General features: G+C 61.4%; 9 protein-coding genes. 5 read left to right on the top strand and 4 right to left on the bottom strand.

Annotated elements, in window-relative coordinates; genetic code table 11:
• Window positions 1-97: 97 nt before the first annotated feature.
• The 3 genes from KUA23_RS24625 to KUA23_RS24615 all read left to right on the top strand — a co-directional run bounded on the left by KUA23_RS24625 (window position 98) and on the right by KUA23_RS24615 (window position 3,537).
• Complete coding sequence (locus KUA23_RS24625) at window positions 98-1,402, top strand: homoserine dehydrogenase (protein ID WP_033898582.1); 1,305 nt, start codon at window positions 98-100, stop codon at window positions 1,400-1,402.
• A gap of 103 nt (window positions 1,403-1,505) precedes the next feature.
• A complete protein-coding gene (gene thrC, locus KUA23_RS24620; RefSeq protein WP_099494250.1) occupies window positions 1,506-2,915 on the top strand; it encodes a threonine synthase in 1,410 nt (469 codons plus the stop codon).
• 337 nt (window positions 2,916-3,252) lie between these two features.
• On the top strand, window positions 3,253-3,537 hold the full coding sequence (locus KUA23_RS24615) for a DUF3509 domain-containing protein (RefSeq protein WP_078050070.1): 285 nt from the start codon (window positions 3,253-3,255) through the stop codon (window positions 3,535-3,537).
• Window positions 3,538-3,707: 170 nt separating this feature from the next.
• On the opposite strand, the gene KUA23_RS24610 is transcribed toward KUA23_RS24615, so the two are convergent.
• Entirely contained in the window at window positions 3,708-4,580 is an 873-nt protein-coding gene (locus KUA23_RS24610; protein ID WP_252992996.1) for a TIGR02285 family protein, read from the bottom strand.
• On the bottom strand, window positions 4,580-5,779 hold the full coding sequence (locus tag KUA23_RS24605; RefSeq protein WP_078050068.1) for a CaiB/BaiF CoA transferase family protein: 1,200 nt from the start codon (window positions 5,777-5,779) through the stop codon (window positions 4,580-4,582). The genes KUA23_RS24610 and KUA23_RS24605 overlap by 1 nt, the downstream gene beginning before the upstream one ends.
• Window positions 5,780-5,927: 148 nt before the next feature.
• On the opposite strand from KUA23_RS24605, the gene KUA23_RS24600 reads away from it, so the two are divergent.
• Both KUA23_RS24600 and recJ read left to right on the top strand, forming a co-directional pair.
• The gene (locus KUA23_RS24600) at window positions 5,928-6,470 is read left to right on the top strand and encodes a YaeQ family protein (protein ID WP_003193952.1); all 543 of its coding nucleotides are present in this window, start codon (window positions 5,928-5,930) and stop codon (window positions 6,468-6,470) included.
• 197 nt (window positions 6,471-6,667) lie between these two features.
• Window positions 6,668-8,377: a single-stranded-DNA-specific exonuclease RecJ gene (recJ, locus tag KUA23_RS24595; protein WP_252992995.1), complete on the top strand. Its 1,710-nt coding sequence runs from the start codon at window positions 6,668-6,670 to the stop codon at window positions 8,375-8,377.
• A 76-nt stretch (window positions 8,378-8,453) separates the two neighbouring features.
• Here recJ and KUA23_RS24590 read toward each other — a convergent pair whose 3' ends face one another.
• Complete coding sequence (locus KUA23_RS24590; protein WP_078050066.1) at window positions 8,454-9,740, bottom strand: virulence factor family protein; 1,287 nt, start codon at window positions 9,738-9,740, stop codon at window positions 8,454-8,456.
• Window positions 9,740-12,382 (bottom strand): bifunctional lysylphosphatidylglycerol flippase/synthetase MprF, encoded by a 2,643-nt coding sequence (gene mprF / locus KUA23_RS24585; RefSeq protein WP_078050065.1) that lies wholly within the window; start codon window positions 12,380-12,382, stop codon window positions 9,740-9,742. Before mprF ends, KUA23_RS24590 begins: the two co-directional genes overlap by 1 nt.
• Between the last annotated feature and the right edge of the window lie 256 nt (window positions 12,383-12,638).

Below are 12,638 nucleotides of genomic sequence, written 5' to 3'. Positions count from 1 at the left end.
CCGTGGATAAGTCGACGGGCCATCAATTGAAAGCCGCAGTTGTGCGGCTGTTTTCCACGGCCGACCTCGCGTCGGCCGTTTCATGGGGAGTTCTTCAGTGAAACCGGTCAAAGTAGGCATCTGTGGGTTAGGGACCGTCGGTGGCGGCACCTTTAACGTACTTCAGCGTAACGCTGAGGAAATTTCCCGCCGTGCAGGTCGCGGGATTGAAGTGGCGCAAATTGCCACGCGTTCGCCAAAGCCTCAGTTCGAAACGACCGGTATTGCGATTACCAACGATGTGTTCGCCGTTGCCACCAACCCTGAAATCGATATCGTCATCGAACTGGTCGGCGGCTACACCGTGGCCCGCGAGCTGGTGCTCAAAGCCATCGAGAACGGCAAGCACGTGGTCACTGCCAACAAGGCACTGATCGCCGTGCACGGCAACGAGATCTTCGCCAAGGCGCGCGAGAAGGGCGTGATTGTCGCGTTCGAAGCTGCGGTAGCCGGTGGCATTCCAGTGATCAAGGCGATCCGCGAAGGCCTGTCCGCCAACCGCATCAACTGGGTAGCTGGCATCATCAACGGCACCGGCAACTTCATCCTCACCGAAATGCGCGAGAAGGGCCGCACCTTCGAAGACGTGCTGGCCGAAGCCCAGGCCCTGGGTTACGCCGAAGCCGACCCGACCTTCGACGTGGAAGGTATCGACGCTGCCCACAAGCTGACCATCCTGGCGTCCATCGCCTTTGGTATCCCGTTGCAGTTCGACAAGGCCTACACCGAAGGCATCACCAAGCTGACCACCGCCGACGTGAACTACGCCGAAGCCCTGGGCTACCGCATCAAGCACCTGGGCGTGGCGCGCAGCACACCGGCCGGTATCGAGTTGCGTGTACACCCGACGCTGATCCCGGCCGACCGCCTGATCGCCAACGTCAATGGCGTGATGAATGCCGTGATGGTCAACGGTGATGCGGCGGGTTCGACCCTGTTCTACGGCGCCGGCGCCGGCATGGAGCCCACCGCTTCGTCGGTGATCGCCGACCTGGTGGACGTGGTCCGCGCCATGACCAGCGACCCGGAAAACCGCGTACCGCACCTGGCCTTCCAGCCGGATTCGTTGTCAGCCCATCCGATCCTGCCGATCGAAGCCTGCGAAAGCGCCTACTACCTGCGCATCCAGGCCCAGGATCACCCGGGCGTATTGGCCCAGGTCGCCAGCATCCTGTCGGAGCGCGGTATCAATATCGAGTCGATCATGCAGAAGGAAGTCGAGGAGCAAAACGGCCAGGTGCCGATGATCCTGCTGACCCATCGCGTGCTCGAACAGCACATCAATGATGCCATCCAGGCGCTGGAAGCTCTCCAAGGTGTGGTTGGGCCGGTAGTCCGGATTCGCGTCGAACATTTGAATTAATTCAGCTGCAAGCGCCAAGCTGCAAGCTGCAAGTAAAAGCAGAACCGCTTCGACTTGCAGCTTGAAGCTTGAAGCTTGAAGCCCAAACCGAAGGTTTGCCCCTATGCGTTATATCAGCACCCGCGGCCAGGCACCGGCCCTGAATTTCGAAGACGTCCTGCTGGCAGGCCTTGCCACTGACGGTGGCCTGTACGTGCCGGAAAACCTGCCACGTTTCACCCAGGAAGAAATCGCTTCGTGGGCCGGCCTGCCGTACCACGAGCTGGCGTTCCGGGTGATGCGCCCGTTCGTCACCGGCAGCATTCCGGATGCGGACTTCAAAAAGATTCTGGAAGAGACCTACGGCGTGTTTTCCCACAACGCCATCGCACCTCTGCGCCAGTTGAACGGCAACGAATGGGTCCTGGAGCTGTTCCACGGCCCGACCCTGGCGTTCAAGGACTTCGCCCTGCAACTGCTGGGTCGCCTGCTGGATTATGTGCTGGAGAAACGCGGCGAGCGCGTGGTGATCATCGGCGCCACCTCCGGTGATACCGGCTCGGCGGCCATCGAAGGCTGCAAGCACTGCGAAAACGTCGACATCTTCATCCTGCACCCGCACAAGCGCGTGTCGGAAGTGCAACGCCGGCAGATGACCACCATTTTCGGCGAGAACATCCACAACATCGCCATCGAAGGCAACTTCGATGACTGCCAGGAAATGGTCAAGAACAGCTTCGCCGACCAGAGCTTCCTGAAGGGCACACGCCTGGTGGCGGTGAACTCGATCAACTGGGCGCGGATCATGGCCCAGATCGTCTACTACTTCCACGCCTCGCTGCAGCTGGGCGGCCCGGCGCGTTCGGTGTCGTTCTCGGTGCCGACCGGCAACTTTGGCGATATCTTCGCCGGTTACCTGGCGCGCAACATGGGCCTGCCGATCAACCAATTGATCGTCGCCACCAACCGCAACGACATCCTGCACCGCTTCATGAGCGGCAACCAGTACGTCAAGGAAACCCTGCACGCGACCCTGTCGCCGTCCATGGACATCATGGTCTCGTCGAACTTCGAGCGCCTGCTGTTCGACATGCACGGTCGTAACGGTGCAGCGATTGCCGGCTTGATGGACACCTTCAAGAGCGGCGGCGGTTTCAGTGTTGATGAAGAGCGCTGGACCGAAACCCGCAAGCTGTTCGATTCCCTGGCCGTGGACGATGCACAGACCTGCGAAACCATCGCTGAAGTCTACGCCCAGACCGGCGAGCTGCTCGACCCGCACACCGCCATCGGTGTGAAGGCTGCCCGTGAATGCCGTCGTAGCCTGGACATCCCGATGGTGATCCTCGGTACCGCGCACCCGGTTAAATTCCCCGAAGCGGTGGAGAAGGCCGGCGTTGGCAAGGCGCTGGAATTGCCGGTGCACCTGGCAGACCTGTTTGAGCGTGAAGAGCGTTGCACCGTATTGGCCAATGACCTGAAGGCTGTGCAGGCGTTTGTGAGCCAGCATGGCAACCGGGGTAAACCGCTGTAAGGCACACCGCGTAGACAAAAACGCCGCTTTCCCTTCCCGGGTCAGCGGCGTTTTTTGTTCTGGCAGGCCCGCTTTGTGTCAGCGGCTACGCGAGTAGTTCTGCCGAAATAAGGGCCTTTTGACCTGCGCTCCTGCCTGCAAGACAAAGTGATCAGCGCCCACCGTGTATAGGATTCGTTTTTTCGTTGTCATGTTGCAAGCGCATGCTGGTCCACGTCACTCCCTGACGGCCCCATAAAGACGAAAAAGCGAACTTTCCTACGTAACAACCAGTCACTTAGGATAGATGCAGCTCCCGTTGAAACGATTGTTCCCGAACTATTGAGTGGTGATCGAGATGGAAAGTATCAGCCTATTGCTCGAAGAAGCACTGAGCCCTTATCAGGTTACGCTGACCACCTCCGGTGTGCAGGACGAGTGCCTGGTGACGGTGAAGAATCCTGCCGGTGCTATGGTGGTCGAACGTGAAGTCGATCGTGCGCAATTGATGGACAAGCGCGTACTGGTAGACGTGGTGGATTGCTTGTTGCGCGATATCAAGATTGCCGAAGGGCGCTTGGAACCCTCGGTCATCGCGGCCTTGCGTAACGCGGCCCAGACGCGCAGCCCCGCTGCTGCATGAAGAATTGTTTAAGTGTGGAAACTTCCTACAAGGTGGCCGGTCAGATTTCGTAACAGCAAGAGCAAACATTGTGCTCCGGTGTTTGTGGCTTGCTGTACTGGTCTTTGTTGGCCACGTTTAACCCCGAAGTGTCTCCCCACGCCTCGGGGTTTCTTTTTGCCTGCGATTTGTCACGGCGCTGGTGAGTCCTGGAAAAACTGCGAGTTGTCGCGCAGGTACTGTTCGCGCATGACCGGGTCCAGCCACGTGGCATAGGACTGCTGCACGTCTTGCAAAGGGATGTCACGCAGCACTTGGTCGATTCGTTCGATGGCACGGCGCCCCTGGGGCGTAGCCGAGCAGGCGATATGCGTACGTTGGTAGGGCGCTGTGCCTTTGATCGGGTAAAAATGCAGGTCGTCGGCAGCGATTCCTTGTTGCAGCGAGTGGTAGCGAATTTCCGGCGAGTAACCCAGCACCGCTTCCAGCCGTCCCAGGCGCTGCATTTGCAACAAGCTGCCCAGCGCATCATTGCCGTAATGGAGCGCCAGCTTGTGCGCGTCGGCGTGTTTAAGTCGCTCATCGATAACCGGGCCGTAGCTGCGTTCTGCGGTGGCGCCTACCCGCGCTCCAGGGGTGTCGAGAAACGCCTGCAGGTCGAATTGGCCATCCACGATAAAGGGCGCTATGGCTTCCTGCTGGCTGCGCCGGATCGTGACGCCATTACTGGGAACGGCAAACGCCTGGCGAGAAAACACCACGTACGTGGCCCGTTCCGGCGTCCACAGCAGCGAGGGATCGCAAGTGAACGAGGATTCACGCAGCATTTGTGTGCCCCGTGCGCGATTGACGTGAAGCACCTGGTGCCGATATTCCGGCAGGCGTTCGATCAGCCTCGGCAATAGTTCGTCCAACGCCCCCTGGCCTTTGCGTGGGCCTTCGAAAATAGTCAGGGGTGGCAGGTCACGCAACAGCCAGATCAGCGTGTCTGCGGCGCTCGCGGCCAGGGGCCAGCCGCAGGCGAGCAGGGCGCCGAGGCCTAGCTGAACGAGCCGACGTACCATCAGATCGCGCCTTCCTCGCGCAAACGCACAATGGCGGCCGCGTCGTAGCCCAGCCCGCCGAGCACCACGCTGTTATGTTCGCCCAACTGCGGCCCCACCCATTCGCAGCTGCCCGGCGTGTCCGACAGCTTGGGCACGATGCCGGGCATCTTGAAGTCCTTGCCACCGGGGAGCTTGGCCTTGAGGAACATTTCCCTGGCGAGGAATTGCGGGTCGCCGAGCATGTCCTCGGCACTGTAGATCCGACTGGCAGGCACCTCGGCCTTATTCAGCAGGTCGACCACCTGGTCCAGCGGCAGCGAGTTCACCCAGCGATCAATCACCCCATACAGCTCATCACGGCGGCTATCGCGGCCGTCATTGCTGGCAAGCACAGGGTCATTGGCCAGGTCTTCACGACCAATGGCGCACATGAAGCGCTTGAAGATCGCATCGCCGTTGGCGCCAATCTGTACATGCTTGCCGTCGGCGCTGGTGTGGATCGAGGACGGCGTAATGCCGGGCATGATGTTGCCGGTGCGCTCGCGAATGAAGCCAAACACATCGAACTCCGGAATCATGCTTTCCATCATGGCGAAGATGGCTTCGTACAGCGCCACATCCACCACCTGGCCCAGGCCGCCGTTAACCTCTCGATGACGCAGCGCCATCAGTGCGCCGATCACCGCCCACAAAGCGGCAATCGAATCGCCGATGGAAATGCCGGTACGCACCGGCGGGCGGTCTTCGAAACCGGTGATGTAGCGCAGGCCGCCCATGGACTCACCCACCGCACCGAACCCTGGCTGGTCTTTCATCGGTCCGGTCTGGCCAAAGCCAGAGAGGCGCACCATCACCAGCTTGGGGTTGAGGGCGTGCAGGGTTTCCCAGCTCAGGCCGAGCTTTTCCAGCACGCCGGGGCGGAAGTTCTCGATCAGGATGTCGGCGTCCGCCAGCAGTTGTTTGAGGATGGCCAGGCCGTCCGGGTGCTTGAGGTTCAATGTCAGCGACTGCTTGTTGCGCGCCTGCACAAACCACCACAGCGACGTGCCCTCGTACAGCTTGCGCCATTTGCGCAGCGGGTCGCCGCCGTCGGGTGATTCGACCTTGATCACCTCGGCGCCGAATTCCGCGCAGATGCGGGAGGCGAATGGTCCGGCGATCAGGGTGCCGAGTTCGATGACTTTCAGGCCGGCAAGCGGTTTGGCATTAAACGACATGGGGATCCTTGTCTGCGCGCAGCGGTAGTGTGATGCCTTTTAACATAGGCGAGCGACCCAAGGATAAGGATGATGCAGCGCAGGATTCGTTGAATGACCTCGCCATCGGTTAGACTGGCCGCCTTTCCCTGTCTCTAGAAGTCCGTTCATGGCCCAGCCGTCCACGACCTACAAATTCGAACTCAACCTCACCGACCTCGATCGCTCGGTGTACGAGAGCGTCAAACAGACCATCGCCCGCCACCCTTCGGAAACCGAAGAGCGCATGACCGTGCGTCTGTTGGCCTACGCCCTCTGGTACAACGAGCAGTTGGCGTTCGGCCGTGGCCTGTCAGATGTAGACGAGCCAGCCCTGTGGGAAAAAAGCCTGGATGACCGGGTTTTGCACTGGATCGAAGTCGGCCAGCCCGATGCCGACCGCCTCACCTGGTGCTCGCGCCGCACCGAACGCACCAGCCTGCTGGCCTATGGCAGCCTGCGCGTGTGGGAAGGCAAGGTAGTGCCGGTGGCGAATAACCTGAAAAACGTGCACATCGCCGCCGTGCCCCAGGAAGTCCTCGAGACCCTGGCCAAGGACATGCCCCGTGTTATCAAGTGGGACGTGATGATCAGCGAAGGCACGATCTTCGTCACCGATGATCGCGGCCAGCATGAAGTCCAACTGCAATGGCTGGTCGGCGAACGCGGCTAAACCTGTAGGGGCCGGCTTGTTGTGGTGAGCAAGCTTGCTTGCGCTGGGGTGCGAAGCGCCCCCAAAAAGCGAGAGGCTGCTACGTAGCCCACGGGAGCAAGCGCCCTCGCCACAACAAGCCAGCTCCCACATTTGATCTGCGTTGCCTTTAGCGTTGCCAACTAACTGTCGAATAGAAGAGAAGCTCCCGTCACCCCATGCGTATCGATCCTCGCCCGTTGCCCGCTGTCCTGCCGTTTCTCGGTGAATTGCCACCGCTGTTGACCCGTCTCTACGCCGCGCGCGGGGTGCAGTCCGAGGCCGAGCTGGATAAAAGCCTGGCGCGGTTGATTCCCTATCAGCAGCTCAAGGGCATCGACGCGGCGGTGGACTTGCTGGTGACCGCGTTGGAGCAGCGCCAGCGCATCCTCATCGTCGGCGACTTCGACGCCGACGGCGCCACTGCCAGCACCGTGGGCACCTTGGGCTTGCGCCTGCTCGGTGCGGCGCATGTCGACTACCTGGTGCCCAACCGCTTCGAATACGGCTATGGCCTGACCCCGGAGATCGTCGCCGTTGCGCTGCAGCGCAATCCCCAACTGCTGATTACCGTGGACAACGGTATCTCCAGCGTCGAAGGCGTGGCGGCGGCGAAAGCGGCGGGGCTGCAAGTGCTGGTGACCGACCACCACTTGCCCGGCGATGAGTTGCCGGCAGCGGACGCCATCGTCAACCCGAACCAGCCGGGCTGTGAATTCCCGAGCAAGGCCCTGGCGGGTGTGGGCGTGATCTTCTACGTGCTGATGGCCCTGCGCGCGCGCCTGCGCAGCCTGGGCTGGTACGAAAGCAAGCCACAACCCAACATCGGCGAGTTGCTCGACCTGGTTGCCCTGGGCAGCGTCGCCGACGTGGTGCCCCTGGACGCCAACAACCGCATCCTCGTGCATCAAGGCCTGGAGCGTATCCGCGCTGGCCGTGCGCGGTCGGGGATCAAGGCGATCCTGGAAGTGGCCAAGCGCGACGCGGCACGCATCACTTCCACTGACCTGGGCTTTATCCTCGGCCCGCGCCTGAATGCCGCCGGGCGCCTGGATGACATGAGCCTGGGGATCGAATGCCTGCTGACCACCGACGTTGCCGCTGCCCGTGAAATGGCCGCGCAACTGGATGGCATGAATCAGGACCGTAAATCCATCGAACAAGGGATGCAGCGCGAGGCCTTGGCCCAGCTCAAGGACCTGCCGGTGGAGTCGATGCCCTATGGCTTGTGCCTGTTCGACCCGGAATGGCACCAAGGTGTGATCGGCATTCTGGCGTCGCGGATGAAGGAGCGGTATTTCCGACCGACCATCGCCTTTGCCGACGCCGGTGATGGCCTGTTGAAGGGCTCAGGGCGCTCTGTGCAGGGTTTTCATATCCGTGACGCCCTGGCGGTGGTCGCGAGCCAGCATCCCAACCTGATCGCCAAATACGGCGGCCACGCCATGGCGGCTGGCCTGACACTGCGCGAGGAAAACTTCCCACTGTTTGCCGAAGCGTTTGACGCTGAAGTGCGCCGGCAACTGCGTGAGGAAGACCTGACCGGACGCTTGTTGTCGGACGGCACTCTGGCGGTGGAAGAGTTTCACTTGGAACTGGCCCGCGCGTTGCGACATGCCGGGCCGTGGGGTCAGCACTTTCCCGAGCCGGTCTTTCACGGCGTATTCCAGTTGGTAGAGCAGCGCGTGGTGGGTGAGCGGCACCTGAAGGTGGTGCTCAAGACTGAATGCGGGTCAGTGAAACTCGATGGCATTGCCTTTGGCGTGGACCGTGAGGTCTGGCCGAACCCGACCGTGCGTTGGGTGGAGTTGGCGTACAAGCTGGATGTGAACGAGTTTCGTGGGAATGAGACGGTGCAACTGATGATTGCCCACATCGAACCGCGCTGAATCTAAACAACACTGCAAATATAAATGTGGGAGGGGGTAAGCCCCTCCCACATTTTAAGCCATGTAATACCTGGAGTTACTCGGCTTTATCCTTGGCCTGGTGCTTCACGATGATATCCACCAACCGCTTGGCCAGCGCCGGGTAGTTCTCGTCGAAGTGATGCCCACCTGGCAGCTTCAACGCCTCACCCACGGCTGTCTTGTCGGTGCAGCCGCTCTCGTCGACTTCTTCCGCGCCGTAGATGCACACCACTTTTTCAGGGGGCAGCTTGGCCATTTCCGGGCCGGTGGCGGCTTCTTTGCCGGCGTTGCCCAGCCAACCTTCCACTTCAATCTCGAAGCTGCCCGTACGGGCGAAGGCCAGCAGGATGATTGCATCCACACGCTGCTGCTCGTTTTCCGGCAGGCGGTTGTAAATGGCCGGCAATACATCGGCGCCGAACGAGTAACCGGTCAGCACGAAGCGCTTGGTGCCCCACTTCTGACGGTAGTGCTGCATCAGTTCGGTGAGGTCCTTGGCGCTTTGTTCCGGGGTCTTGTGCTGCCAGTAGTAGCGCAGGGTGTCGATACCGACCACTGGGTAGCCGATCTTGGCCATTTCACCCGCCACGTCGCGGTCCAGGTCACGCCAGCCGCCGTCACCGGAGAGGAATAGGGTGACGGTGTCCTTGGCTTGGCCCGCGGGTACTTCAACCACCGGAATGGCCAGGCCGCCGTTGTCCGAGCCCACCAGTTGCTTGCGCAACTCGTTGTTCAGCACTTGCGGGTAGTGAATGTCGTAGTCGCTGATGCTGGTGGTGGCACGCGGTGTGTCGCGTACGAAACTGGCGGCATCGTCGTCAGGGTTGTCGTTCCAGGCCACCAGCCAGTTGCCGTGGGCCGCCGTTTTCGGCAGCGGGTCCTTGCAACCTTCCTGGGTCATGGCGAAACCGACGGAGATGGCGTTGGCCTTGTCGTCGGTCTGTGCCGCCAGCCAGCGCCAGGCCAGGCTTGCGCCAGGGCCGATGCCGCTGACCAGGGTGGCCGGGCCCTTGAGCTGGCCCAGGGCGTTTTGCAGCGCCTGTTCCTGCAGCTTGCAGTCGTCCTTGGGCAGGATCACCTGGACAAGCTGCGCCTTGCCGCCCTGGCTCAAGGCAATCAGTTGGCTATCGGTCAAGGTTGCATCGGCCAGCACGGCGACGGCGACACGGGCTTTAGGCGTGCCGTAGGGCGTCACACGGGTCATGACCGAGCCGTCGGCCTGGGGCAATTGCTCCAGGGTCGGCTGCGGGGCAGGGCGGTTCCAGTACCAATAGCCGCCACCCAGGATCAGGGCGAGCAGCACTACAAAGGCCAACACATACCGCCAGGAGCGTCGAATCATCAGCGTTTCACCAATCCAGTCAAGCCGCCCGCGATCAGGGCGGCGGTATCGGCCAGTGCCACCAGCGGATCAAGTCCTGCGGGCACGGCCATGTAACGGGGTTCCCAGTCAGGCTGGAACTTGTCTTTGAAGCGGCGCAAACCTTGGAAGTTATACAGTTGCTCGCCACGTCGGAACACCATCGAGCCCAGGCGTTGGGTCAGCGGGGCACCGCGTCGTGGTTGCAGGCCCGACAACGGCACCATGCCGAGGCTGAAGCGGGCGTAGCCGTGACTCTTATAGTGTTGAATCAGGCCGACCATCATGAATTCCATGGTCAGCTTGGGCGCGTCCGGGTGGGCGCGCATCAGGTCGAGACTGGCCAGGTCGTGGTTGTAGGTCTCGAGCAGGTTGGCGAAGGCCACCGGGCGCCCTTCGAAGCGAATGATCGCAATACGAAAGTGCTTGAGGTAGTCGTCGCTGAAGCGTCCCAGGGAAAAGCCTTTTTCCCGTACGTTCTTGCCGGTCAGCCAGGCATCGGAGATCACCTTGAGTTCGTCCATCGGCGCCGTGCCCGGTTCAAAGATCTCCAGGGACAGGCCGTCCCGCGAGCCGCGGTTCCAGGTGTAGCGCAGGTCCTTCATCTCTTTGCCCTTGGCTTCCAGGTCAAAGCGTTTGAGGTCGACGCGGGCTTCTTCGCCCAGCTTGATCGCGGTGAGGCCGATGTCCATGTAGTACGGCAGGTTCTCCGCGCGGACCTGGTAGAACACCGGGCGCGCATGATGGATGTCGCACAGGTCGCGGAACTGCCAGATCATCTCCGCCCGTGGTTGGGTCGGGCCGATCGGGTCGTACAAGGCCACCAGGCTACGCCCGCGACGGGCGTACATGAGGAAGGCTTCATCGTTGGGGTGGAACAGCAGCGCTTTATCGCCGGTGAGCGCCAGGCCACCGTCGGGCTGGGACGAGGCCATCAGGATCTTGCTGGCGCGCTCCAGTTCGTCCGGGGTCGGCAGGTGGATCACCGGGCGCGCGGTGCGCAGCAGCCAGGTCAGGGACACGATCACCAGCAGCACGGCGGCGCCCAGCAGCGAGCGCAGGCCGCGCGGAGCGTTGGCATCCAAGGTGAACTGCCACCACAGTTGGTGGCTGTAGGGCACGTCTTGATAAGCGAACAGCAGCAGCCAGATCGAAGCCCCGAGCACGCAGACACTGGCCACCAGGTACAGCGGCGAGAAGGGCAGTTCGGTGAGGCGGCTGGCGCGGTAGAACGAGCGTCGGAAGATCGCCAGCAGGATGGCGGTCATGGTCATCAGGCTGGCTTCTTCCCAGTCGAAGCCTTTGAGCAGCGAGAGCAGGGCGCCCACCAGCAGCAGCACCATGGTCAGCATCCAGGCGGCCGACAGGCGTCGGCGCAGGCCCTGGGCCAGCAACAGGCAGAGCACACCGATCAGGCTCGCGCCAAAGTGCGAGGCGTCAATCAGGCGGTGGGGAATCAGGAAGCCGATGTTTTCCAGGCGTGAGTCGATTTCGGGCGTGGCGCCAGAAAACAGCAGGACCACGCCAGACAAAAAAACCAGGACGGCCAGTACTGGCGCTGCCAGCCCCGAGGCGACCCGCAAGCTTTGCTGGGTCTGGAACAGGCGCTGGGCTTCGTTGACCAGCAGGAACACACAGGCGATCAGCAGCGGCAGCACCACATAGATCATGCGGTACAGCAGCAGGGCCGCGGCCAACGGCGCGGCACCGAGTTTATCGGCGAAGGCCGCCAGCAGAATCGCTTCGAATACGCCCACACCGCCCGGCACATGGCTGAGCACACCAGCGGCCAGGGCCAGCAGGTACACCAGCAGGAAGGGACCGAACGGCGGCGCTTCCGGCAGCAGCATATAGAGGACAGTGGCGGCAGCGGCCACGTCCAGCGCGGTAATGATCAGTTGCAGGAAGGTCAGGCGGCGACCCGGCAGGCGCAGAGTGCGACGACCGGCTTTTACCAGCAGGTTATCCGGGTAGGGTTGTTCCGGCAGGCGTCGGCGATAAATGCCGATGCACAGCACCGCCGACAACAGCAGCACGGCGCCGGCAATGCCGCCCAGCAGGCCTTGCGACAGATGCAGGTAGGTAGACGCCGCCGGCAAGTTACTCAATGTGGCCAGTGCCGCCAGCGGTGGCAGGGCAGTGCCGAGGGCCAGGCTGGCAAACACGGTCATGTGGGCGACTTCCGAAGCCCCGATGCCATGGCGTGCATATAAACGGTAGCGAACCGAACCGCCCGAGAGCATCGACAAGCCAATCGCATTGCCGATGGCGAACGCCGTAAAGCCACCCAGGGCCAGGGTCTTGGCGGGCAGATTGACCCCCGCGTAGCGTGCGCCGGAAAACTCATAGCCCAATAGAATGACAAAACCGGCGACGGCGGCGGCAAAGGCGCCGAGCAGCGCGGGTTTGGGCACTTCCAGGATCGAATCGTGGAGGGCGTAGAGGTCCAGTTCCAGCAGCAGGTGGCGGCAGGCGATCAGGGCGATGGCAAACAGCAGCAACGTGACGGCCAGCCCGATGGGTTGCCGATACTTGCTCACCAGATCCAGCCAACGTAAACGAGTGGGTGTGATCGGTTGTTCTGCTGTGACAGTGTCTTGTGGTTCAGACGAGTTGGCGCGCATCAATCACCTCGTGGATTGTGCGCGACAGGATGGAGGTATCCAGCCAAGTTACCAATCCCTATGGACAAAATAATTACAAATATTAACGCGTATCACCGGGTGCGGCGACAGCGGCCATTGGTCGTAGAGGGTAGCGATTGAGCATTGAGCATAGCTTGCACAGAGATGGACTCAACAAACCGTGTAGGGTTTCATGAAAGATGCCATGCCATTGTTTCAGAAGAACTTTTTCACCGGATACAAAAAAGGCCACTCT

Origin of the sequence: Pseudomonas pergaminensis, assembly GCF_024112395.2 — a bacterium.
GTDB lineage: Bacteria > Pseudomonadota > Gammaproteobacteria > Pseudomonadales > Pseudomonadaceae > Aquipseudomonas > Aquipseudomonas pergaminensis.
This window is presented reverse-complemented; position numbering and strand designations above follow the sequence as displayed.